Annotated in this window: 22 protein-coding genes; 3 read left to right on the forward strand and 19 right to left on the reverse strand. The window is 43.7% G+C overall.

The genetic code is table 11. From position 1 onward, the window contains the following. Window positions 1-204: 204 nt before the first annotated feature. The 4 genes from ABTV53_RS16855 to zwf all read right to left on the reverse strand — a co-directional run bounded on the left by ABTV53_RS16855 (window position 205) and on the right by zwf (window position 5,258). Window positions 205-1,305 carry a metallophosphoesterase gene (locus tag ABTV53_RS16855; protein ID WP_433744452.1) on the reverse strand — a complete coding sequence of 367 codons (1,101 nt, stop codon included), beginning with the start codon at window positions 1,303-1,305 and terminating at the stop codon, window positions 205-207. A gap of 246 nt (window positions 1,306-1,551) precedes the next feature. After that, window positions 1,552-2,970 carry an NADP-dependent phosphogluconate dehydrogenase gene (gndA, locus tag ABTV53_RS16860; RefSeq protein WP_124116334.1) on the reverse strand — a complete coding sequence of 473 codons (1,419 nt, stop codon included), beginning with the start codon at window positions 2,968-2,970 and terminating at the stop codon, window positions 1,552-1,554. Between the two features lie 60 nt (window positions 2,971-3,030). Then, window positions 3,031-3,696 (reverse strand): fructose-6-phosphate aldolase, encoded by a 666-nt coding sequence (gene fsa, locus ABTV53_RS16865; RefSeq protein ID WP_076210039.1) that lies wholly within the window; start codon window positions 3,694-3,696, stop codon window positions 3,031-3,033. A 38-nt stretch (window positions 3,697-3,734) separates the two neighbouring features. Next, a complete protein-coding gene (gene zwf, locus ABTV53_RS16870; protein WP_433744457.1) occupies window positions 3,735-5,258 on the reverse strand; it encodes a glucose-6-phosphate dehydrogenase in 1,524 nt (507 codons plus the stop codon). Between the two features lie 112 nt (window positions 5,259-5,370). On the opposite strand from zwf, the gene ABTV53_RS16875 reads away from it, so the two are divergent. Then, on the forward strand, window positions 5,371-6,255 hold the full coding sequence (locus ABTV53_RS16875; RefSeq protein ID WP_036672843.1) for a LysR family transcriptional regulator: 885 nt from the start codon (window positions 5,371-5,373) through the stop codon (window positions 6,253-6,255). A 97-nt stretch (window positions 6,256-6,352) separates the two neighbouring features. Here the strand turns inward: ABTV53_RS16875 and ABTV53_RS16880 are convergent, their stop codons facing one another. From ABTV53_RS16880 to ABTV53_RS16940, 13 genes are all read right to left on the reverse strand, one after another. Further along, a complete protein-coding gene (locus ABTV53_RS16880; protein ID WP_433744460.1) occupies window positions 6,353-8,368 on the reverse strand; it encodes a chemotaxis protein CheW in 2,016 nt (671 codons plus the stop codon). A 14-nt stretch (window positions 8,369-8,382) separates the two neighbouring features. Further along, window positions 8,383-8,808: a chemotaxis protein CheW gene (locus ABTV53_RS16885; RefSeq protein ID WP_433744462.1), complete on the reverse strand. Its 426-nt coding sequence runs from the start codon at window positions 8,806-8,808 to the stop codon at window positions 8,383-8,385. A gap of 24 nt (window positions 8,809-8,832) precedes the next feature. After that, window positions 8,833-10,422, reverse strand: a complete 1,590-nt coding sequence (locus ABTV53_RS16890) for a methyl-accepting chemotaxis protein (RefSeq protein WP_433744465.1) — start codon at window positions 10,420-10,422, stop codon at window positions 8,833-8,835. Window positions 10,423-10,884: 462 nt separating this feature from the next. Further along, complete coding sequence (locus ABTV53_RS16895) at window positions 10,885-11,565, reverse strand: hypothetical protein (RefSeq protein ID WP_433744468.1); 681 nt, start codon at window positions 11,563-11,565, stop codon at window positions 10,885-10,887. A 132-nt stretch (window positions 11,566-11,697) separates the two neighbouring features. Next, window positions 11,698-12,294: a cupin domain-containing protein gene (locus tag ABTV53_RS16900; protein WP_433744471.1), complete on the reverse strand. Its 597-nt coding sequence runs from the start codon at window positions 12,292-12,294 to the stop codon at window positions 11,698-11,700. 115 nt (window positions 12,295-12,409) lie between these two features. After that, window positions 12,410-13,366, reverse strand: coding sequence for an aldo/keto reductase (locus ABTV53_RS16905; protein WP_433744474.1), 957 nt, complete (start codon window positions 13,364-13,366; stop codon window positions 12,410-12,412). Window positions 13,367-13,513: 147 nt separating this feature from the next. After that, window positions 13,514-14,320: a helix-turn-helix transcriptional regulator gene (locus ABTV53_RS16910; RefSeq protein ID WP_433744477.1), complete on the reverse strand. Its 807-nt coding sequence runs from the start codon at window positions 14,318-14,320 to the stop codon at window positions 13,514-13,516. A 136-nt stretch (window positions 14,321-14,456) separates the two neighbouring features. After that, window positions 14,457-14,594 (reverse strand): hypothetical protein, encoded by a 138-nt coding sequence (locus tag ABTV53_RS16915; RefSeq protein ID WP_433744480.1) that lies wholly within the window; start codon window positions 14,592-14,594, stop codon window positions 14,457-14,459. 55 nt (window positions 14,595-14,649) lie between these two features. Beyond that, the gene (locus tag ABTV53_RS16920; RefSeq protein WP_433744482.1) at window positions 14,650-16,002 is read right to left on the reverse strand and encodes a glucoamylase family protein; all 1,353 of its coding nucleotides are present in this window, start codon (window positions 16,000-16,002) and stop codon (window positions 14,650-14,652) included. 252 nt (window positions 16,003-16,254) lie between these two features. Continuing rightward, a complete protein-coding gene (locus ABTV53_RS16925; RefSeq protein ID WP_433744484.1) occupies window positions 16,255-16,740 on the reverse strand; it encodes a hypothetical protein in 486 nt (161 codons plus the stop codon). Window positions 16,741-16,831: 91 nt separating this feature from the next. Beyond that, the gene (locus ABTV53_RS16930; RefSeq protein ID WP_433744486.1) at window positions 16,832-17,203 is read right to left on the reverse strand and encodes a hypothetical protein; all 372 of its coding nucleotides are present in this window, start codon (window positions 17,201-17,203) and stop codon (window positions 16,832-16,834) included. Window positions 17,204-17,221: 18 nt separating this feature from the next. Next, window positions 17,222-17,965: a hypothetical protein gene (locus ABTV53_RS16935; RefSeq protein WP_433744488.1), complete on the reverse strand. Its 744-nt coding sequence runs from the start codon at window positions 17,963-17,965 to the stop codon at window positions 17,222-17,224. Then, a complete protein-coding gene (locus ABTV53_RS16940) occupies window positions 17,965-19,272 on the reverse strand; it encodes an SPFH domain-containing protein (protein ID WP_433744490.1) in 1,308 nt (435 codons plus the stop codon). The genes ABTV53_RS16935 and ABTV53_RS16940 overlap by 1 nt, the downstream gene beginning before the upstream one ends. 476 nt (window positions 19,273-19,748) lie before the next feature. Between ABTV53_RS16940 and ABTV53_RS16945 the strand changes: the two genes are divergently transcribed. Continuing rightward, complete coding sequence (locus ABTV53_RS16945; RefSeq protein ID WP_433744493.1) at window positions 19,749-20,729, forward strand: serine hydrolase domain-containing protein; 981 nt, start codon at window positions 19,749-19,751, stop codon at window positions 20,727-20,729. A gap of 84 nt (window positions 20,730-20,813) precedes the next feature. On the opposite strand, the gene ABTV53_RS16950 is transcribed toward ABTV53_RS16945, so the two are convergent. Together ABTV53_RS16950 and ABTV53_RS16955 are read right to left on the reverse strand one after the other, a co-directional pair. After that, entirely contained in the window at window positions 20,814-21,836 is a 1,023-nt protein-coding gene (locus ABTV53_RS16950; RefSeq protein ID WP_433744495.1) for a serine hydrolase domain-containing protein, read from the reverse strand. Between the two features lie 143 nt (window positions 21,837-21,979). Continuing rightward, on the reverse strand, window positions 21,980-22,579 hold the full coding sequence (locus ABTV53_RS16955) for a TetR/AcrR family transcriptional regulator (protein WP_433744498.1): 600 nt from the start codon (window positions 22,577-22,579) through the stop codon (window positions 21,980-21,982). Window positions 22,580-22,755: 176 nt separating this feature from the next. Here ABTV53_RS16955 and ABTV53_RS16960 point away from each other — a divergent pair, with 176 nt between their 5' ends. Then, window positions 22,756-23,694 (forward strand): alpha/beta fold hydrolase, encoded by a 939-nt coding sequence (locus ABTV53_RS16960; protein WP_433744501.1) that lies wholly within the window; start codon window positions 22,756-22,758, stop codon window positions 23,692-23,694. Window positions 23,695-23,745 lie beyond the last annotated feature (51 nt).

Below are 23,745 nucleotides of genomic sequence, written 5' to 3' on the forward strand. Positions count from 1 at the left end.
TCCCCCATTACGATCACAGTATACCATCCACAATGTAATGTAGTCATCTTTTATGCATTAAAGTGCCATTTAGTGTTGGTGAGAACCTTGCGAGATGATATTAAAAAGGCGCCCCGGCGCTGTAATACCAGTTACCCGGGGGCCTGTATAGGTTGATCTATTCCAAGCTCTTAAAAGTTCCTTCTCTCGAAAGGCCTTTCATCATTACTGGAAGGTCACATTAATCTGCACAATCTCCGAACGACTGCTTGTACGAATTGGAGGCCCCCAGAATCCAAATCCCGACGTTACGATGGAGTGCATGGAACCCTTTTGCAGATAACCCCAATCATTCTCATAAATAGCCTGTGTGATAAACTGAGCCGGCGCAATCTGACCACGGTGGGTGTGACCGGATACGACCAGATCTACATTGTTCTGTTCCGCAATATCCAGATCATACGGCTGGTGATCCATCATAAGTACCGGTTGGCTCAAGTCGGTATTTTGCATTAAAGTAGCCACTTCTGCACGATCCTTCTCTGTGCGGTCTTTCCGACCAATGAGGGTAATCTTGTCCTCCAAAACAATCTTGTCATCATACAAAACTTGTATGTTGCTCTTCTCCAGCGCAGCGATTAGATCTTCAATCGGACCATCGAACTTATCGTGATTCCCGAGAGAAGCATAGACACCGTATGGAGCCTGAATGTCACTGATAATGTCGGCAATTCCGCTATTGAGGTACATATCCAAATTGTCATCAATAATATCTCCAGGGTACAGCACCAGATCCGGCTTCAGCGCATTAATTTCCTCCACCATGCGTTTGGCATGTGCAGGGCCAGACAGAAGTCCGAAGTGCATATCGGCGGCCATGACAATGTTGAGTTTGTCTACACCTTCTACTTTTTTATCAATCTGGATATTATATGTTCTCACTACCGGGCTGTAGGCGTTGAAAATTCCATAACCCATTGTAGACACTAACAGCACCAGCGTAACGACTCCCGCCCATTTCTGTGTGTGATGTCTAGGAATACGGGTTAATCTCAGCAACCACATCGTAAGGTGAACGACTGGCAGGATCAACAATAACAACGAGAAGATCGCCAGCCAGTAAGAACCGATGATACCGAGGAACGAAATGCTTCCAAATACTCGTGCCAGAATGAAGGAAACGGCAAGGAATACGAGCGCTATGATATAAAACCATCGAAATCTGGCGGACACAACTGGTTTCATCCAACTCCAACCGCTCCAGCCTATGTAGAACACTAATAAACCGTATACGACCAAAAACAATATACCCGCTAATACAAACATGCCCGGTCTAACCTCCACGTTAATAAGTTGTATTCTGAATTTTCATCACGGACACAGATCCGTCTGAACAAGTATAACGTAGTTGAAGCGTCAGATCATCTGTTTGCCCAACCCAGATTCGTACATTTTATTACAATTTAGTGATATTCAAATTCGAACCATTAACGAGAAAAAGCATTCCCGCAGCCACCCTGAATAGTTAAATTCAAGGAGAACTGCAGGAATGCTATATTTTCGGAATTAAAATTACTCGTTTGTGTCCATCCACTGGAAGTGGAATGAACCTTCTTTGTCCACACGTTTGAATGTGTGAGCCCCGAAGTAGTCACGTTGTGCTTGCAGCAAGTTTGCTGGCAAACGCTCCGTACGGTAGCTGTCATAGTAAGACAATGCGCTGGAGAATCCAGGTACCGGTATACCTTGTTTTACAGCTGCTGCTATAACTTCACGCCATGCACCTTGATAAGACTCAACGATGTTTTGGAAGTAAGGATCAAGCAGCAGGTTTTTGAGTTCTGCATCTTTGTCATATGCTTCTTTGATGTTTTGCAGGAACTGCGAACGGATGATGCAGCCACCACGGAAGATCATGGCAATGTTACCGTATTTCAGATCCCAGCCATACTCATCTGAAGCTGCACGCATTTGGGCAAATCCTTGTGCATAAGATACGATTTTACTTGCAAACAGCGCTTTACGTACGTTCTCGATGAACGCTTTTTTGTCGCCAGAGAATGCTTCAGTTGCTGGTCCACTGAGAATTTTGCTTGCTGCTACACGCTCGTCCTTCATGGCAGACAGGAAACGGGAGAATACGGATTCCGTGATCATGGACAAAGGTACGCCGAGATCCAGCGCGCTTTGGCTTGTCCATTTACCTGTTCCTTTTTGTCCAGCCGCATCCAGAATCACGTCAACCATTGGCTTACCGGTTTCTGGATCGTATTTGGAGAAGATATCTGCTGTGATTTCGATCAGGTAGCTGTCCAGCTCTCCTTGATTCCACTCGGTGAAGATCTCATGCAGTTCTTCAACGGAAACGTTCAATACGGATTTGAGCAAGTGGTAAGCTTCACCAATCAACTGCATGTCTCCATACTCGATACCGTTATGCACCATTTTCACATAGTGTCCAGCACCGTCAGGTCCGATGTACGTGCTGCAAGCATCATCGCCAACTTTGGCCGAGATTGCTGTCAGGATCGGTTCTACGAGTTGATATGCACTTTCCTGACCGCCTGGCATGATTGCCGGACCTTTCAGTGCGCCTTCTTCACCACCGGATACACCTGCGCCGATAAAGCGGAAACCTTTTTCTTCCAGCTCTTTACTGCGACGTTGTGTGTCAGGGAAGTAAGCATTACCTCCGTCGATAATGATGTCGCCTTGATCCAGATGAGGAAGCAGTTGCTCGATAGTAGCATCTGTCGCTTTGCCGGCTTGTACCATGATCAGAATTTTGCGCGGGGACTCCAAGGACTCCACGAATTCTTCAATGGTGAACGCACCTGTCAGGTTTTTACCTTCTGCTTCTTTCAGAAGATCGTTCGTTTTCTCCGGGGAGCGGTTAAATACCGATACCGAGAAACCTTTGCTTTCAATATTCAAAGCCAGGTTTTTACCCATTACTGCCAATCCAATAACACCAATCTGTTGTTTACTCATTATGTCCTCCCAATACTCCATTATTTATATAGTAAGTTGAAACGAATAAATGTTCAGTGATTATTGTACAGTTTTTTTCCAGTCCGCTGCAAATTTGTCCATACCTTGATCTGTCAGCGGGTGTTTGGAGATCTGTTCGATGACGGAGAATGGAACAGTAGCAATATGTGCTCCAGCCATCGCTACACGTGTAACGTGATCCGGATGTCTTACAGAAGCCGCAATAATCTGTGCATCCAGGTTATGTGTACGGAACAATTCAGCAACTTTGGCAACCAATTGTACGCCATCTTCGGAGATATCATCAAGACGTCCCAGGAATGGGGATACATATGTCGCACCAGCACGAGCAGCCAGAAGCGCCTGATTCACAGTGAAGATCAACGTTACGTTGGTTTTCACGCCTTTTTTGGTCAAGTAACGGCAAGCTTCAAGTCCTGCAAGTGTCATTGGCAATTTAATCGTAATATTTTTGTCGCTGTTGTTAATTTTGATCAATTCGTCTGCTTGCGCAATCATCTCTTCAGCAGTAAGGGCATCTGGTGTTACTTCCGCAGAAACGGACTCCACTTCAGGTACCAAACGCAAGATTTCTTCAATACGATCTTCAAATTTCACACCTTCTTTGGCTACCAAAGATGGGTTAGTTGTTACACCAGACAATACGCCAATTTTGTATGCTTTTTGGATATCTTCCACGTTAGCTGTATCGATAAAAAATTTCATGATTTAATTACCTCCAGATATAATTTTTTTATTATGGTTTAAAGATTCGCATTAACCGCCAAGGGTATGCTATTTGTAACTACAGACTCCTGATCCGCCGGCTCATCAAACCACCAGTGGTGACCTTCTTCTGCAAGCATAGCATCCGATTCAGCCGGTCCATAGCTACCCGCAGGATACAGGTGAAGTGGCAACAGATTTTCCTGGAAGGCATCCAGAATGGGTTGCACCCATGCCCATGACAATTCTACTTCATCCCAGTGGGCAAAGAATGTTGGATCACCCAGCAAAGCATCACGAATCAGATTCTCGTAAGCTTCCGCGAGGTCACCTTTATCAGGAGAAAGATCGATATGAACCGGTTTGAATTCACCTTTATTCTCAGGATCACTTGCATTCAGTTGCAATGTCATGCTCTGATCCGGACTCATCTCAATGACGAGCAGGTTTGGCTTGGAACCTTTGTTTTTCAGCACATTCGTCTGTCCTGAAGGTTCTTTGAATTCAATCACGATACGTGTTGATTTCTCCTTCATTCTTTTACCCGTACGAATGTAGAATGGAACACCACGCCAGAAGAAATCATCAATTTGCAATTTGGCAGCAATGAATGTGTCATTCATCGTATTCTCTGCTACACCCGGTTCAGCAGTATAAGCATTAACCGGTTGGCCTTGAATGTTGCCTGCTGCATACTGTCCACGGATGATGCTTGCGCCCACAGTTTGCTTTTGTAACGGCTGGATCGATTCCATAATGTGTTTTTTCTTCAATCCAACTTTTTCGGAAGTACTGTTGTATGGAAGCTGAATCGCCATCATCATAAGCAATTGCAACATATGATTCTGGAACATGTCTCTCACAGCGCCTACATGATCATAATAGGATGCACGTTCTTCAACACCTACAGTCTCATTCGCCGTAATTTGCACATTGGAGATGTAACGATTGTTCCATAGCGCCTTCATGATCGGGTTACTCTGATGCAACGTCTCCAGACGCTGTACCATTGGTTTGCCCAAATAGTGGTCAATCCGATAAATCTCTTCCTCCGTGAACGATTCGCTTAATTTGCGATTAAGGTCTCTGGCGGACTGTAAATCGTGACCAAATGGCTTCTCGATGACGAGGCGTTTCCAGCCCTCTGTGGAACCCAGTCCACTTTCTTGAATATTCTCGGCAATCGGTTCGAAAAATTCCGGACCAACCGAGAGATAAAACAAGCGATTGGACGGAATGCCAAGCTCAGCTTCTCTTTGTTCAACTAGACCTAACAGCTTTATATAATCTTCCTTATGGCTTATATTCAATACACTGTAGCGGAAAGCTTTCACAAATGACTTCACATCTTCAGGATCAGCCTGGCGTCTGGAAAATTCATTTAATGATTTTTCCACTTGTGCCTGAAAGAATTCATCAGACCAATCTCTACGCCCCAGACCAATCAATGAGAAGGTTTCAGGAAGCTTCTGCTCAAGATATAAGTTATATAAGGCAGGATATATTTTTCTTTTGGCTAAATCGCCAGTAGCACCAAATAAAACAATGGTAGTTGGTTCCATCTCACCGTTCTCCTTCCAAGTAACTCTGGTTTCTTTGTTGTAGTTACACTATAATACGTTTTATAGCCATACAAGTAATTAATATATTTCACAGGAGCTATAGACCACATCTATGACAACAAATTACGAACTATATAAAGTCTTTTATTGGGCCGCCAAAACGGGAAGTTTGACACAGGCTGCGAAAGCACTGTACATCACTCAACCCAGCGTCAGTCATGCCATTAAGCAATTGGAAGAGAGCTTTGGTCTCACTTTGTTTTATCGAAATTCTAAGGGTGTAGCGTTGACACAGGAAGGTGCCAGTCTGTACTCCTATATTGAACAATCCCAGATTCTGATCTCACTTGCGGAAGAAAAAATGGCCGCACTGAAGAATCTCGACAATGGTGAACTCCGGATTGGTGGCAGTGACTCCTTGTTCAAGCATTACATGCTGGCATATTTAGAGGAATTCCACACCCTGTATCCTAACATCAAGCTACATCTGAGTCATGGAACCACGCCGGAAGTCATCACCTTTCTCAAAGAAGGCAAGATCGATCTTGGTGTTGTTCGGATGCCCATTGTTGATCCACAGCTCGAAGTCAGAGAAAGCATTCAGTTGAAAGACTGTTTTGTGGCAGGGGAACGTTATGCTCAGTTAAAGGGTAAAGTCATGACACTTGAGATGCTTCTAGAGCATCAACTGATTCTCTTCTCGCGGAACAGCCGGGTTCGGATGGCTATAACCGAGTTGTTTAACAGCTATAATTACACGTTGAAGCCTGAGATTGAAGTCGGTAGCGTTGATTTGCTCATTGAATTTGCCCGTCGGGGATTGGGTATTTCCTATGTCACACGAGAATTCATCTCCAAAGAGCTGGAGGAAGGCTCTCTCTTCGAAATTCAGCTTGATGTACCGCTTCCCCCTTCCCATGTTGGAATCATGACCAAGCGCAATATGCCGATTTCTCTGGCTGCCAACCGGTTTATGGATCTCATTTTCAAATCCTGAGTGGCTGCAATGTCAAAAGGGTACAACCAAAAGCCTCACCATCCATTTAAGAATGATGAGGCTCTTTGGCCTGCATAATGTAAAGTTTATCTAACGATTAGTGACTGACCAGATAGGACGCGTCCAATATAAGGGCTACTTTACCATTACCAAGGATCGTTGCACCAGAAAGATGGTTCATCGCACCCAGATACGTCCCAAGTGTCTTAATAACGACTTCCTGATTTCCTATGATCTCATCTACTGCATATGCTGCAATTTTGTCGACGGAACGCACAATCACCAGTGGAATGGTTTTGGATTTACGATCTATTCGCGGATAGTTGAGTTTGTCACACAGTCTGTGAAAAGGTACAATTCGACCATGATTCAGGATGGCTTGTTGCCCTTGGATCATCTGAATATCTTCAGGTGAAATTCGAACAATTTCGGCCACATTGTACATCGGCAAGATCAGAACACGACCCGACACTTTGACTAACAGACCTTTAATAATGGCCAAAGTGAGCGGCAGACGAATCGTAAACGTGGTTCCAACACCAACTTCTGTATCGATATCAATGATGCCGTTGAGCCGTCCGATCTGACTACGCACGATATCCATTCCAACGCCGCGTCCCGATACTTCGCTTACAGAAGAAGCGGTAGAGAAACCGGGCTCAAATATGAGATGGACAGCTTCCTGTGTTGTAAGACGTGCATCCTGTTCCTCACTAATGATGCCTTTACCCAAAGCGGAAGCTTTGATCTTCTCCCCATCGATACCTTTGCCATCATCCGAATAACGAATGACGACATGATTTTCTTCATGAAACGAAGTTAATGTAATACGTCCTTTGGACGGTTTACCTTTCTCCCCCCGAACCTCTGCACTTTCAATGCCATGATCAGCACTGTTGCGAATGAGATGGATCAGCGGGTCACTCAATTCTTCAATAATCATCCGGTCAAGCTCAGTCTCCCCACCTTGAATAACCAGTTCCAGATCCTTACCCAGCTTCTGCGAAAGGTCACGAACCAATCTCGGGAAGCGACTGAATAATTGATCAATGGGTAACATCCGTGTCTTCATTACACCTTCTTGGAGTTCCTTGATCACCCTGCCCATATGATCGGATACACCACTAATACTCTGGATGAGTGTAGAAGACTCCTTACGCGCACCCGATCCACTAAGATCTGCAAGGGATGTTTGATCAATTAGGAGTTCGCCAACCAAATTCATTAAATGGTCCAGACGTTCAACACTCACACGAACTGTAGGTTGAGCAGCTTTCACTTTCTCATCCGGGCCAGTTGTATTCACGGTAGGTAACCTTTGTTTCGTTTGCTCTGTTTCAGAGATTAGTTCAAGCGGTGCAGAAGTCGCTGCAACCTCATTAGATTTCAGCAGATATGGATCAATCTCCAACATATGGATATCCGAGTCTGAAGACAGCTCTGCCTTAAGCTGCTGTGTGTCCTTTGAAGTAGCCGCGATGATGATGAACTGACTATAATGATCATCTTCATTCTCCGAGCCCGGTTGGCTCTCCATGAGCGAAGTAGCGACAACCGTACCACAGATGTCCCCAATGCGTTGTTGTAAAATATGATATCTGGCCGCTTTCATCATGCACTTCTGTTCCAGCACAATATGAATGGACAATAACTGCTTGCCTGACACTATAGCTGCCTGTGCCACAATCGATTCTGCTGGTTGCAAAAGAGGTGCTTTAAGTTGCCCAACTACTGCAGGGGTTTGAATTAAATCCTTTATTTCTCGTACTACCGCTCGAAAGTCTGAATAGGCTTCTCCACGGATATACTGATCACGAAGCACCTTCATGGCGTCCAAAGAGCGGAACAACGTATCAATTAGCTCCGAAGTCATCTCCGGTTTTTTCTCCCGGACCCATTCAAGGGCATACTCCACTTCATGCGTGAGGTCGCTTAATTCACGAAAATCCATTGTGGATGCCGATCCCTTGATGGTATGGGCTGCCCGAAACAGTGTTTGAACCAGTTCAACAGAAGACGAATGTTCCAATGCCAGCAAAGACTGATCCATACGTTCCAGTTGGTCATTCAGTTCTTCGATAAAGATGTCACGGTAGGCAGACAAATCCATCATTCGTATATACCTCCCTAACCGCCCAATATTTCGTCCAGTTTCAAAATGCCCACAAGCTTGTCTTCCTGTTGACCCACACCATGGAACAAACCTTCACGGTTACGACCATAACCTCCGGTTGGCGGATGTATTTCCGAATAGGTGGTTACCTTGTTCACTCGATCCACGATCAGACCAATATATTCATCCTGATGTCGTACTACGATGATACGCGTTGCTCTGGTGTCCGGTTCATCCGGCATACCCAGCAGGTTCCGCAGACTCATCACGCATACAACCTTGCCACGCAGATTAACGACCCCTTTGATCTCTGGGCGACTGAATGGGATATCTGTGATGCTCAGTATTTTAATAATTTCGTGAATTTCTTCGATTCGAATGGCGCAAGTCTCTGCACCTACAGACAGTTCAATATATTGTTCCTTCTGAAGTGAAGACATCGATTCACTCTCAATTCAATTGGTTTATTGGGTTTTGAAGACAGCTGCAGAATTCGCCAGTTCTTCCGCCAGATGTGCCAGAGACTGGCAGGTTGCCGCCGTCTCTTCCGATGCAGCCGCGGATTCCTCACTGGAAGCCGAGATGGATTCAACAGAGCTCATCACCTCTGCGGCTTGGGCTGCTTCCTCTTCACATGCAGCAGCAATTTCGTTTACTTTCTGTGAGGAGTTATTGACCATATCAATAATCTGATCAAAAGCCTGTCCAGTCATGGAAGACTGCTCAACACTGGCTGCTACTGCCTGCACACTTTGTCTCGTATTTTCCTGCATCGCTTTGATAATAGCTGTAATTTCTTTGGTCGCCTCGCCGCTTCGTTCTGCAAGCTTCCTGACTTCATCTGCTACTACAGCGAACCCTCGTCCCTGTTCTCCAGCACGTGCCGCTTCAATTGCTGCATTCAGCGCAAGCAGGTTGGTCTGCTCAGCGATATCGTCAATCACTTCAATGATGTCACCAATTTTACGGGAATCATCTTCAAGTTTGGTCATTTTCGTATTAACAGCTTGCATGCCTACCAATGAATTCTGCACAACGAGTCCACCTTCACGCGCAGTCTTCACAGTATCATTGGACAATTCAGCCGCTTCTTCCGCACTTGCAGCGACAGAGTTAATTGCAAGTGAGAGCTCCTTGAACAATTCGGAAATGTTTCCTGCCTCGCTGGATTGACTTGTGCTGGTACTTGCTATTTCCTGTGTGCTGGCTGAGATCTGTTCCGAAGAAGCAGCAACACTTTGGGAGTTCATCACGATGTTGTTGATTAACTCTTTCAAGTTATCCACCATACGATTCAGTGCCCCAGCCAGTTGACCTACTTCATCTTTGCTGGAGATGTCTGACTTGAGGGTCAGATTTCCACCTGCAACTTCCGTAGCCAGACCAAGCATGGCCATCAGTGGCTTGGAAATCGAGCGAGAGATCATGTAACCGATCAGTATACTAAAAAGTACAGATGCAACTACCAGAACAATGGTTACCGTAAAGGCCATTGTGTACGCTTCTTCTGCCTTCGTATTCGCCTGTTCAGCCAATGTTCCATTCAGGGTTATGAGATCCGTCAACGTTTGTACAAGTTCATCACCCGGCTGTTTCAGTGAGTCTTTCAGAAATGTCTGAAAAGCAGAGGTACCATCCGATAACGCCATAGTGACACCTTGATCATATAGTTTCATATAAGTGCCATACTGGGGATCTAATTTACGAAGCAATTCCATTTCTTCAGGAGTAGTTGCAAGAGGACGGTATGTAGCAAGTCGATCCTCCATGGATTGACGAATCATCGCAATATTCTCCGTAATTGTGGTCTTTGCTGCTGCTACTGTTTCGAAGTTCAAATCACGTACGTTAACTCGCAATCTCTGATAATCAATCTGAGCAGAGGATAACTCTTTCACAGAGATTAGATTATTGTTATACATCTCTTGCATTCGTTCGTTCGTACTTCTCAATGTTACTACCGAGTAGACTCCAAGCGCCGCAAGGATTATCGACACAATTAAAAATGCTGAGATAATCTTTGTTGCTGTTTTCAAGTTTCCAAACCACTTCATGTAATCTCCTCCTAGGCTAGTAGTGTCCAGTTATGTATATAACGCTTGGTTGGTAAACCCTTCTCTAGGTCGCGCTCCAGACAACTTACGATCTATTTCGACATAAATATACTAAAACTGAATAGAATGTTTTTATTTCTACAATTTTGCACAATTATGAATTTTTATTTCAGATATAAAGAATCTTCTTTTTAATATAATTAAAACTTTTTACCTACTAAATCGTTTTTACAAATTACATATGTACGTATACTTAACATTCCGTATTGACTTATACATACATCTCCATACAAACCCTCATATGATATGCTCTTCTTAATTTTGCATAAGAAGTTGTATAGTTCTTCCGTCTAACACATATCATTTTCCACGCTAAAAAACCAAACCCGAATCAACCAAGTTTGGTTTTGAAGCGAATAAACACACATTAAATTTACATAAAACCCGTTTAAAACGATTTAACTATGTGCTGTAAAGCTGCTCAAGTTCCATTAATCGGTCCTTAATCCTATGCGGAATAATACGAAACAGATTATCCCACGTCATGAACATCTCTGGTTTTAGTATATATTCTTCGAACTCCATGGTAGGTACAAACGCTTTGGTCTGCAGATAACGCTCTACCTGAGCATCGATCTGTTCATTCGTTTCAAAATAATCTTGAAACAACTCATTCACAAGTAGCCCATCACATCCAGCTTGGGCACCTGCTGCACTATACAGGTTTGGCAATAACTCAAATACAACCGGAAGTGGTGAGAAAGCATGTTTGCCAGGCTGCGAGTACAGACATACATGATGTCCAACCACATTGACCCGTTCCTTCAACAATCCGCGCAGCACCTTCCCATGAAAGCTGGCTTCACAGTCTACTACCTCTCCGTCATGACCCACATAAACCCATACATGCTCCATTTCATACAGATGTCCAATCTCATAATCCCACCAGATTGCATATTCAATTACATATTGTACTGCCTCGGTTGGAAACTTAATGTCCCTTCTGAACGATGGTGAAGGCCCAGATTGATGCAACACAGAAATGCCAACAAAATCAGGATAAAAAGGTTCGGCTCTGTCAAACATCAAAATAGGTGCATAACTCATTGCAGTTTCAAGCGTTTTCATTTCTGGTATGTTCATTACATGAGTCCTCCGTTTTTGTTGGATGTTCATACTATACTAACGATTATTACATCAACACGTCAAAAAACCTGCAACTGTTATTCTCCAGTTACAGGCTGTGTACTTTGATCATAAATAAGAAATTTTGAATTAAGACTTCAGTTTACTGGATGGCGACACAGACGTCTTGGAAGGTGATGTCGATTGATCAGAAACCTGCGTATCACACCCTATTGGAGGGCCCAGAATGGCATCATTTTTAATGGACGCAACGGCTCTGGCATACGCCTCTTCATCCAAACAGTACGCGCGATGAGCTACCTCCGGCGGTGTAGCAGCCAAGAAATCCGCTCCAAACACAATATCAGGCGTAGGTTGATCAAAGATCGTTAACACATATACATCATCTGTCTCAGCGACAAACCAGTGAAACCAGCCTTTCGGAAATACCACAACCTGACCTGGTTTCAGACGATATGTCAATCGTTCACGCATAAACGGATTGAAGACTGACGCTGTAATTTCACCGGTGATGACCACAACCATCTCCGTGACATTGGTGTGCCAGTGCGGCTGTACAATAATCCCTTTGCTTAAGTACACGTTAAAGAAACCATTCGCAATGGTCGGCAGCTGTTCTCCAAACAACTGGGTTACATAGTTGCGTGAATCCCGCTGATAATTGACAACCGCATTGGAATCGGCAGCCAGCGGAACATTCGGGGCTTGCAAAACCGGATTTATCATACGATCATTTCTCCTCCTTGAGCATACATCTCATCGTTGTACTGTATGCCGGAGAATAGAAAGATAATACTGTTGACACATGTTATATATAGTTCTTCATCCATGTACTAATGAACTAGGCTTGACCAGGGAATCTGCCTCCGGCTGCAATCCCTTGAGGTGATATATGATCGATCTGCTTCATCTCATCATGCGTAAGCGAAACCTGTAACGCTCCTAAGTTCTCGTGAACTCTTTCCAAGCTGCGAGTCCCCGGGATGGGAACGATATGTTCTCCCTTTGCAAGCAACCAAGCCAAGGCAAGCTGAGAAACCGTACATCCTTTTTGCACAGCCATCTCTCGGATTAATCCAACTACCTCCAGATTCTTCTGAAAGTTCTCACCTTGGAAGCGCGGATAGTGACGACGATAATCATCTTCCGGCAAATCGTCTATAGATCGGATCTGACCAGTCAGGAAGCCACGTCCCAATGGGCTGTATGGAACCAAGCCAATGTTCAATTCGTGCAGGACAGGCATAATCTCATCCTCAATTTCTCGACTCCACAATGAATATTCCGTCTGCAATGCTGTAATCGGATGAACGGCATGCGCACGCCGAATGATCTCTACTGGCGCCTCGGACAAACCAATATAACGTATCTTCCCTTGTTGAACCAGATCGGCAAGCGTGCCGATGGTCTCTTCAATGGGTGTATTGGGATCAGGACGATGCTGATAATACAGATCGATATAATCCATCCCCAGGTTGTAGAGACTCGCATCTACTGACTTTTTGATGTAGGCCGGATCTCCCTTGGGGCCCTGCGTGTGTGTTATACCAAATTTGGTAGCAACGATGGCCTCCGATCTCCGACCTTGCAGCGCACGCCCAAGCAACTTTTCATTCCCTCCAAATCGCTGTTTTTCATGTTCTCCGTACAGATCTGCCGTATCAAACATGGTGACTCCTGCATCCAATGCACCCTGAATGGTATGAACCGATTCGTCATTATCCGGCATCATCATTACACCTAGGCCGAGCCCGGATATTCGCAATTGATCATTTCCCAGTGTTCTTGTCTTGAGCATGTGGCTCCCTCTTTTCACGTTAAAATAGAAACGTCTAGTGAAACATTAAATAAAAACGTTTGAACTTGAGTTCATTCTATTTCACTCCCGGGACCCCAACCACACTCTGTTTATGCTAGTAAAGAAATTACCAGGATGACCGAACCGTTACCCGGTAACAGGAACATAAATACAACAATGAATACCTGATTGGCTGTTTAGATTATTCATGGAAAAGATATCGTACGCATACCCAATACCATCTGTCCGATCCGTCGTTTCAAGCAGGACACGATTGACTTGTTTCATTTCGACTTGGTGCAGATTCCAAATTCTTCGGAAGTCTACACTTTCTTCACTCAATTGTTTTACGATTTTGCTAAATTCGCGGTCACTCGAATACTTGTCATAGTACGTACGGAAAACCGCTACGGAGTGCCGTGCGAATTCCTCCCAGTTGTGCATACGCTCCCTGAGCGTAGTATCCAGAAATAAAATCCGCATCATTAAACGTTCATTCACATTCATCGAGGAAAAGTTGAAGAGGTTCGTATTGGCAGCCTCATTCCAGGCAAGTACCTCGGACCGTTCATTCGTAATAAAAGCGGGGTGAGTCAACTGACCAATAATGCTCTGCCACCCTGGCTCCAGCTGAGAATACGAAGCAAGAAATTCATGTTCCTGATTAGGGTCCCATATGTCAAACAGATGATTCTTCTCTTCAAGCGTTAACTGGAGCGCGTTCGCTATGCTCTCCATCACTTCTCGCGAAGCCGCGAATTCCCTACCCTGTTCAAGCCACGTGTAGTACGTTGCACTGACACCAGCCAATACGGCTACTTCTTCCCTTCTCAGACCCGGCGTTCTTCGCTGTCCATAAGATCCCGTCAATCCGACTTGTTCCGGCCGAATGCGGCTTCTCCGCGATTTCAAAAACGCACCCAGTATCTTGTTGCGACTCATACCTGTGTCCATAACATCGTTCCTTTTTTATAAAGTGAATTGAAGCGAGTCAGACTCTATCCACAAATAGAAGTCTCTGAATGGCTTTAATATAATTCATTTATTCATATTTCTACAGATTACTAGATATCAAGTAGCTTAGCATCGATTAGTGCAGAACAAAAGGAGCATCATATGATCCCCAATGCGGATAAGCCCCATAATCTAATCGATCTGCGACTTCATTATCAGTGGTAAACGCAAAAACGGAACGAAGCATGCTGACACCCTGCTTCGTTCCGCCCATCTTTTTATCTTCGTCCCATTTCGTTAGTGAACTTGCTCTAATCTAAAGCAACCCTTTATTGAATGGAAAACACTTCTTTTTTCAATAATCCTTCTGGCTTTTGCCCTATCTCATCACTGTGAAAATAATTGCGTATAACGCCATCCTGAAGATAGTTAGCAATCGACACCATAATCATCCCTTGATCCAGTGCCAGATAAGCCTTCGCAATCTCTCCCGTTTCCACATTGACGGAGTCATAGAAGCCATATTTGCCAACCATTTTGAAGTTCTTTAAAACTTTGATGTTCTTTCGAGCAGCTTCAGGGGCGTAATCCAGGGCAAGGAATGTTGCGTGTGCGGTCACTGTTGCTCCATCTTTATAACCTGAGGTACCTAATAGCGTTGCTGCAAACTCACTGTAACCTGTCGGAGTTGCAGAAGGTGAAAAGCCCCATGCCGCATACCCTTTTTCTTTGGCATATTCGATTTGCAATTCGACATGACGCTGGTTGTTCAATCCCAAAGCTTGAGTACCCAGGTCTTTTTCCTTTATAACCATACCGGGCATAAGAGCTTCAAACATACTGCCTCCCCAGCTTGGCACGAACTTTGTATCCTTGTATACATAACTTCCTTCAAACACATCCACTCCATCGTACTTAACGGATTTGCCTTGAGGAATCTGAGCTTGCCAATCCCATTCCTGAGGTAATGTGCGATACATCTTCCACCAATGTTCTTGAGGAACGTCACCTTTCCCAATAGCAATATAACTGCCTACACGTGGTTCCGTGTAAAACATTCCATAATGGTGGTCCGTCAGCGCGCCTTTAGCCACATCATAGCCTCCGCGGAATTGACCGACTTCAGGATCATATAACGGAGTATAATTCATATTTTCTACCAAATCGCTCGTTGCCCCATAAAGTTCTTCATAGGCTTGCCCAACAACAATTAAACCAGCGGATAGCCAGCCATTATCGACTTGGGATATAAATTGTCCCCAATCTTTCTTCACTGAACCGTCATCTGTGTTATACCAGTTATAAAATAGGCCGTTCCACTTTTCTAACTTTTCTAGGGAATTGATAGTCGTTTGCAGACGATGTACAGCTTCTTTCTTAGAAATAATGCCCAACTGTTGCGCTGAAACGGTACTCATCATATACATTGCGATGTTCGTGGGTGAGGTACGTTTGGCTTCTTCTGTCCCGTTTTCAATGAGCCGTACTTCATCGTAAGTCAAGCCGGTGTTCTGATCCGTATAGTCCTCAAAAAACGTATAGGTTTTATATGCAATCGCTTTCAATTCTGCTCGAAATCCAATTAAATGGCTTGAGTCACCTGCTGAGGCCATAGGAGTTAAAGCTAAATTAGCCAACAGACACAAAGTTAAAATGAAGCTGAATATTTTTGCTTTTTTCATGATGTTCTCCCTTCAAATGGATTCGAAACGTTTCGTGTATATGTTATCATAAAATTCCCATTTCAGTAAACCACAAAATAGAACGCTTACAAATGCTATATATAATAGGGATTATCAATAAATATAATTTTCGAAACGTTTCATTATCGGGGCCACATTAAGGCAGAGTTTTAAATTCTTAAATGAGGGGAAAAAAAAGCCTGACTCCATAGGAATAAGGCTCAATCCTTTCTCGCATCCATGCTGAACCGTCTAAGTTGCTACAACTGTTGTTCCACAATACTCGCAGTCCGTTGATTGCTTAGGAAGCACTTTTGCCTTCGCCCCACATCCCGGGCAACTTACTGAAATAGGCCTTTGCGGCTCCTCTACTTTTTCTTCGACCTTCTCTTCATCGTTTTCCATATCTGAAAAATTGATCTCTGTATAGTTGATTGTATTATGACTACTGTAACTCACGGTGTTGCTATTGTAACTTGAATAAGTATGCGGATTCGAATTTTCGCGATCAAGATGACCTCCATAATCTCCCCCATAAAACTTTCGTTCCGGGCCACGCTTTTTCTTAACACGTTTTTTCCTAAGCAATTTAATGCCAAAAAACAAAAATAAAGTTTCAACGATCATAACTCCTATTATGCCAAATAGATCTCCACTTTTGTGATTGTCTGCATTGAAAAAAGCAATGGGTATGCCAATTGCATACACCATAAAAATGAGCCCGAAAAACTTCCTCAATCTGATTCCTCCCAAAAACAACACTCTATACCTAGCGGTAAACACTACAGGTATCTGTAAAAGCAGTTAAGTGTATTGGTATTAGCTACAACTACGAGATCCTCATCGTTGTTCCGCAATACTCACAATCCGCAGACGAAGTAGGATATCCCCTTACCTTGGCTCCACACCCTGAACAATTCACGGCTACAGTTTCTTGAGGGGCCTCTTCATATTTCACATGATGCTGATATACCTGATCTTGCCTATCATTAGAATCGTAATGCTGGTATGGATCAATCTTAGACTGAGATTTAGGTCGACCACACATTTTAATGCCCGTAACAAGTACGATAACCCCAGGGATAAAAAGAATAATCGTACTGATAATAGCCGTTTCTGTTCCTTCGGATATTAATATTAAAGATAACAGGATCGTCACGGACGAAAGAATAATGAATAAAATGCCAAAAAATTTCTTCACCGCGTTTCCTCCTGCAATTTATGATTTACTTGTCATGATCTGTTGATTGCGCTCTTTCAAACGGAACTTTAACTGGGATAATTGCGAAGCAAAACGTTCACTATTTACCAATTCCCCTGCTTCGTACTGATTTGCAAGCTCACTGTTCATCAATTCAATGTCCAGCAAGATCTGGCGGTCATTTTTCTCAAGGGAATCCGGAGTGATTGGGTCACTATACTTTACAAGTTCAATTAATGATTGAACGGTTTTGCGCTCCTCTTCCACAGTTAGGACCGGTTGTTGCACCATAGTGTGAAGCAATTGCTGTAAAGCTTTTTCAATTAATTGTAAGTTTGCGATTTTGGTATGTTCATCTGTTTCATGACGGCGCGCACTCTGAATATAGATCATAATGATTCCGCACAAAATAATTGCGATCGCAATCGTTAACGTGTGTAACAATACGAACCAGCGAAGCGCATGATCTGCTGAACCTGTTAACAACGTGTAGATCATCACACAAATCAGATAAATAACCAATACTACACCTAAAGCTGTGTATCCTGGAACAAATCGTTTAAACCGATCCATATTTTGCATGATGAACCGTGCGTAGATCCAAATAGCCGTAATCGCTACATAAGAAGCAACGAGATTCATCCAAAAAGCAAACGATAGAAGCGCATGATTAAACAGCGTAAAAGAAACGATTGAGGATAATAACATGCATATTAAATAGACGACATCCAAAATCAAGAGATTGCTCCGTTTTACCATCACTATGCCTGTCCTCCTTCTTGCAGATTGTTTCCGCAATCGAGACAGAACTTCTGGCCGGGTTTTACTTCATGTTGGCACCGACTACATTTCAAGCTTAAACTTGTGCCACAGTTGCCACAGAATTTTGTATGACCGGAATTCATATGGTTACAGTTAGGGCATGGGCTAGGCATCGGTTGATGACATTGCTTACATTCCAATGCATTCTCCGCATTATCCGCCCCACATGAAGGACATGCATGATATTTGTCACCACAGTTAGGACAGAATTTGGTTCCCTTTGGCAAGGCATGTCCACAATTGTTGCAATCTGTTGTTGCTACCGATTTTTCGGCTAACGAATTGCCACATTTGCTGCAAAAAGAGCTGTTCTCCTGGTTCGGATGATGACACTGCTTACATATGCTTACTGCAGGCGTTTCCTTAGTAGACATCACTTTAGACATCTGGGACATTTCGCTACTGAAAGAACCCCCCAGACCAACTCCCATACCCATACCAAGCCCTGCGCCCATGATGTCTGACTGCATGCTTCCTTCATTCTTCGCTGCACCTTCAAGCGTATCAAACGAACGTTCTTGCTGATATGTGTACCCAATGATATCCATCTCAGCTTTGCGTGCCAAAGCTTCTCTTAATCGAATGACGGAAGGGTCTTCTTCGGGCAGATTGACATTGTGAATATACAGGTTGATTAACTCAATACCAAATTCTTCAAAAGTAGAAGCTATCGTATCTGCAAAATGTCGTGATATCTCAGCGATATATGCATTGATCTCCAAAACACTTACTTTTCTATGTATTAGATATGAGGACAACATGGAGTTAATATTCATGATAATCAGCCCGCGGAAGTAATTAATCATATTAACTTGATTAAACTCAGGCAGTGTGCCCACAAGCTTGACCAAAAATTTTCGTGAATCCGAAATTTTAATTCCCATTTGTCCAAATGTTCTTACGGGAACAATAATATTATACTTGGGATCCTGAATCTGAATCGGATTCGCCGTTCCCCATTTAACGTCCAATGCGCTTACTTGATTGACATACCATACTTCTGCTGCAAAAGGTGACTTTCCTCCGAACGGAAGGTTAACGAGTCGGTTCAAGATTGGGATATTCGCAGTACTCAGCGTATGCCTTCCGGGTCCAAACATATCAAGCGCTCTTCCATCCTTGAAAAGAATTGCTTGTTGAGATTGATTTACAATTAACTGGGTCCATGTTCCCAGTTCAGTCTCAGGATGTTTCCAAGCAAACACATCAGGTGAGCCATCATACTTAATTACATCAATAATCGCCATGTTTAATTCCTCAATTCAGTATTAGATTACTATAATTTCAAATAAGTTCTTTTGCTAAAACACTGATTCTACACTATACCCTATATTTATTTATCTCTCATCTGCTTATTCCATGTTTAGGCATTGATATTTTACCATTTCTAACCTTAATACGCACTAACATAGTTCATTTTTCATATGATATTTTTCCTATATTCGCATATTCATAATGGTAAAAAATTCTTCCATATGTTCATAGGAAAGAGGTTAACTATATAACCACAAATTGTGAAAAATCAAAATATTAGCTTGAGTATCCATTCTCGATCCTAAACAACGTCCCAAATCTGAAACCACTCGCAAAAAAATCGCATTTTACATGTTTGCTTTGACATAATAATGTAGCGCTTGTTGAGCCCTACCTTGGGAGTATGCTAAGATAATGGACACCTATTCCCACAAAAATTCTTACAAATCAACCGTACAGAAAGGACACTATGAATCCTTCATTACTGTCATTCAAGTTACAACAGATCATTCCACCGCTGGATCTGCGAAGCGGCCTCGTCAGCGTACGCGGTGAGCTTATGTACGAACACTACCGCAACCAAGAGGCTGCGACCGATATTGCAAAAATCAATTCCTGTACCAAGAGTGTGCTATCCGCACTCATCTGTATTGCGATGGATAAAGGCTTGTTACCAGAGGCATCAACCCCAATCTCCACCTTTTTCCCACAGTTGACATCCGATCCTGACCCGCGTAAACCTGCGATCACGCTGGAACAACTGCTCACCATGACAGCCGGATTCAACTGGGATGAGTTCGGCGGGCAGAATTCATTCCCTCGCATGACCCGCACCGATCATTGGGTGGATTTTGCGTTGGAACAACGGTTAAGTCATGTACCGGGTACACATATGGAGTACAATTCAGGAGTATCACAGATTCTATCCGCCATCCTGATGCAAAATGCAGACATGAACGTAGCCGAGTTCGCAGAACGTTATCTTTTTGGCCCGCTGGGAATTAAGGACTATGAATGGGAAAGTGACCCACAAGGTGTCCATACTGGCGGATTCGGTATGAAGATGTTGCCCGCAGATCTGCTGAAATTCGGCCAGCTGTTTCTACAGCAAGGTATGTGGGAGGGTGAGTCTCTTATTTCAAGTGATCTCCTATCCCGTTCGACGCAGCCTTTCATTACAGTCACTCCACCGAATCACGGCAGTTATGCCTGGCATTGGTGGGTCGATGTCTATCCGAATGAAAGGTCTGCCGCCGAAGATATTGCTGCTGAAAACGACAGACCCAATCTTCATTATTATTACGCGCGAGGGTTTGGTGGTCAGTATGTATATATTGTCCCTCAGCTGGAACTTGTTACGGTGCTAACCAATGACAAACGAAAGAAAGAGAAACCTCCACTGGATGTTTTCCCTCGATTAATCGCCCCTGAACTTTGGAAAATGTTATGAGCACGAGCATTCTATCTATCTCGTCCTATAAATGAACCCCCAACCTTGTGGCCATAACCTGCCTATAGGCTGAGGGTTTATTCTTCATGCCAAAGCTTCTTCGATGGCCATCGTTATTGGATATGGACCAGACTCTTGATTAGAGACCACAACCAGCTGCAGATCATAGTCCGGATACACGGAAGACATGAACGACACCCCTGGATCAAACCCCATGACATGAAATTTGAAAATCCCTTCCCCCTTGCGGTCAATCCAGATCCCCTGCCCATAATACTCTTCATCCTCTTGATGAGCATGTGGAGTTAATAACTGCCGTGTTGTCTCAGCATTCAACAATTGGTGACCCAGCAAAGCATCCCAAAATCGAACCATATCCGGCGCTGTAACATAGGCCCCACCATCTGATCCACCTTTGACAGGGATGGAGAACATATTGGTGTTCCAGGAGCCATCTTCATGATCGATATACCCTAAAGCGGTGTTACGCGGAAGCTGATCTGTTACGAAATAACCGGAGTCCTTCATGCCAATCCTTTTGAAAAGGTATTCTTCCACATAATCTGTAAACGACAGTCCTGAATGCTGTTCCACGATAAGCCCCAGCACAATGAAACCCGCATTGTTGTAGTGAAAACGTTCATCCGGAGCAGACTTCATCGGCAGATGCTGAAACATGGGCAGAAAATCACTTAAACGCCGCATTGCGTAAACCGGTCTGTCTTTCCACAATTCTGAAAAGTCTTCCATTACTTCTTCATCGAAATAATCCGGAATACCTGACGTGTGGGTTAACAATTGCTGGATGGTGATCCCTTCGTCCCACAGCGGAAACTCCACATCCAACACATCGTTCAGCTTGGAATCAGCAGATAACTTACCCGCTTCAATGAGTTGGCATATACTCACTGCCGTGAAGATTTTACATCCTGATGCAATTCCAAAGCGTGTATCCACCTGATTGGCAAGTTTTTCACTGCGATTCGCATAACCACGGTTCATATTCAGAAGGGTTTTCCCGGCTTGCTGGAGTAATACAACACCCGAAAAATTCACACGTTCCATGACATGTTCTACTTTTGTTGTCAGCTCTAATACATTCAACATTTTGTTGTTCACCTACTTGTCTATGTATTCATTACATTCTCATTCTTAATTCTTCGTCATATCCTGCATACCTGCAACATTTTCATAAAAAGAAGGATTACCCCCTTATAAAAGGAAATAACCCTTCTTCATACAATGTAAAATTAAGTTGGACATAGCATACTCAAGTGCTGTTCAATCACTTGATTCACTCGTTTTACTGTAAGTCTATCTGGCTGCATTAACATATGAATGGCGAGTCCATCCACAAGAGCATATAACTTCTCCGTCTCCATCTCGGCATCCAGATCAGGATGTGTCATGCCCTGCTCCTGCAACTCCTGTATTACCCGCTGAGCAGACCGATACATCCCCTGATGCATCTGATCACTTAACTTTTTTAATTCAGGGTACACCAATAATTTGGCTGTAAACGTAAACCAGACCTCCATTTCCATCATTCTGTCTTCGTCCAACGGGAGAAATTGCAAGAGCAGATTCTTCATATCCTGCAGTACAGATTCACTCATCTGTAACGCCTCCACCCTTTTCTGTACCCGTTCTGCAAAAAGATTCATACAAAAGGTGAACAATTCGGCCTGTGTGGCAAAATAATGACGCATGGAACCAACAGATAGTCCCGCTTCCTTTGCTATATTTCGAACTGTAGCATGCTCGAGTCCATGATCTTGTATGACCCGAATTGCTGCATCAGCAACGATTTTCCTTTGAGCTTCATGATCTACGATTTTTGGCATGACCATATTATACACCATCCTTCTCTTTTAGTAATACACTGTGCTATAATAATTTTTAATACATTGTACTAAATAAAAACAACTGTAAGAGAGGAATTCATATGACCACGCATACAACTATCCCAGCCTCAAAACGCAAGAAATTCAGAGTTCTCACCTTCATCATAAGGATATGCTACACAATGTTATTGCTAATCGGAGCGGCATTTCTTTATGAATGGTTTGCCTCGTCGCAGGCCAAAAAGAACTTTCCGCCTCCTGGTACTTTAGTTCAAGTCGGCGGTTACCAACTGCACATTCATAAACAAGGCAGTGGTTCGCCAACCATCCTTATGGAGGCTGGAAGTGGGGAGACCAGTTTGTCGTGGAGAGACATTCCGACGGAACTAGCCAAACATGCAACGGTGGTCACGTATGATCGCGCAGGGTATGCCTGGAGTGAATCTGCATCCACAGAACGTACTGGAGCGAATATCGTTCAGGATTTACATGCAGCTCTGATGAAGGAGAATATTCGTGGTCCTTACGTTATGGTAGGTCATTCTCTCGGTGGTATGTATGCAAGGCTCTTCGCACAGACCTACACAAGTGAGATTCAAAGCCTTGTCCTCATTGATGCGAGACCTGAAGATGATGAGCAGAATACGAAGGCTTTGTTGGAACAGGCCCAGTTTCAGGGAAACCCGCCTGCATTCCTATTATCTTTGCTAAAGGTATCTGGAACTTTCAGATTATTTCCAGACTTTATGCTTGATGGTCTGGTTGCCAAGCAAGATCGGGATACTTTTGTTAATGTGATTGCCACCCTCTCCTATTTTCACGCCAAAGAAGAAGAAGCCCTCCACGCTCATTCAACAGAAGATGCCATTCGTGACCAAACTCTTGGAGCAATCCCTGTACGTATCATTGCACGCGGACGTCCTCAAGACTATGCTAGTGCAGGTATTCCGATTGAAATTGGTCAGAAGCTCGAATCCATATGGCAATCGGGACAGCGTAAGATGTTGAATATATCGAAGGATAGTCGGCTCATCACGGCCACCCGCAGTGGTCATATGGTTATCCACGATGAACCCGAATTGGTTGTGAAAACCATCATTGAGTTAATGTCTAATAAGTAGAGGTATTTTTCTTCAGTAGATCCAGGACTCGATCCGATGTTAAAAGGCTGT

Source organism: Paenibacillus amylolyticus (genome assembly GCF_050990605.1).
Classification (GTDB): Bacteria; Bacillota; Bacilli; order Paenibacillales; family Paenibacillaceae; genus Paenibacillus; species Paenibacillus amylolyticus_H.

Excerpts from the sequence above, each read along its gene's own strand:
- ABTV53_RS16875 (WP_036672843.1), top strand. The coding sequence starts at position 5,371 with ATGACAACAAATTACGAACTATATAAAGTCTTTTATTGGGCCGCCAAA.
- ABTV53_RS16905 (WP_433744474.1), bottom strand. The coding sequence starts at position 13,366 with ATGCTCAAGACAAGAACACTGGGAAATGATCAATTGCGAATATCCGGG.
- zwf (WP_433744457.1), bottom strand. The coding sequence starts at position 5,258 with ATGGAACCAACTACCATTGTTTTATTTGGTGCTACTGGCGATTTAGCC.
- fsa (WP_076210039.1), bottom strand. The coding sequence starts at position 3,696 with ATGAAATTTTTTATCGATACAGCTAACGTGGAAGATATCCAAAAAGCA.
- ABTV53_RS16955 (WP_433744498.1), bottom strand. The coding sequence starts at position 22,579 with ATGGTCATGCCAAAAATCGTAGATCATGAAGCTCAAAGGAAAATCGTT.
- ABTV53_RS16940 (WP_433744490.1), bottom strand. The coding sequence starts at position 19,272 with ATGGCGATTATTGATGTAATTAAGTATGATGGCTCACCTGATGTGTTT.
- ABTV53_RS16885 (WP_433744462.1), bottom strand. The coding sequence starts at position 8,808 with ATGTCTTCACTTCAGAAGGAACAATATATTGAACTGTCTGTAGGTGCA.
- ABTV53_RS16900 (WP_433744471.1), bottom strand. The coding sequence starts at position 12,294 with ATGATAAATCCGGTTTTGCAAGCCCCGAATGTTCCGCTGGCTGCCGAT.
- ABTV53_RS16950 (WP_433744495.1), bottom strand. The coding sequence starts at position 21,836 with ATGTTGAATGTATTAGAGCTGACAACAAAAGTAGAACATGTCATGGAA.
- ABTV53_RS16910 (WP_433744477.1), bottom strand. The coding sequence starts at position 14,320 with ATGGACACAGGTATGAGTCGCAACAAGATACTGGGTGCGTTTTTGAAA.
- ABTV53_RS16915 (WP_433744480.1), bottom strand. The coding sequence starts at position 14,594 with ATGGGCGGAACGAAGCAGGGTGTCAGCATGCTTCGTTCCGTTTTTGCG.
- ABTV53_RS16895 (WP_433744468.1), bottom strand. The coding sequence starts at position 11,565 with ATGAACATACCAGAAATGAAAACGCTTGAAACTGCAATGAGTTATGCA.
- ABTV53_RS16945 (WP_433744493.1), top strand. The coding sequence starts at position 19,749 with ATGAATCCTTCATTACTGTCATTCAAGTTACAACAGATCATTCCACCG.
- ABTV53_RS16920 (WP_433744482.1), bottom strand. The coding sequence starts at position 16,002 with ATGAAAAAAGCAAAAATATTCAGCTTCATTTTAACTTTGTGTCTGTTG.
- ABTV53_RS16880 (WP_433744460.1), bottom strand. The coding sequence starts at position 8,368 with ATGATGGATTTGTCTGCCTACCGTGACATCTTTATCGAAGAACTGAAT.
- gndA (WP_124116334.1), bottom strand. The coding sequence starts at position 2,970 with ATGAGTAAACAACAGATTGGTGTTATTGGATTGGCAGTAATGGGTAAA.
- ABTV53_RS16890 (WP_433744465.1), bottom strand. The coding sequence starts at position 10,422 with ATGAAGTGGTTTGGAAACTTGAAAACAGCAACAAAGATTATCTCAGCA.
- ABTV53_RS16960 (WP_433744501.1), top strand. The coding sequence starts at position 22,756 with ATGTTATTGCTAATCGGAGCGGCATTTCTTTATGAATGGTTTGCCTCG.
- ABTV53_RS16855 (WP_433744452.1), bottom strand. The coding sequence starts at position 1,305 with ATGTTTGTATTAGCGGGTATATTGTTTTTGGTCGTATACGGTTTATTA.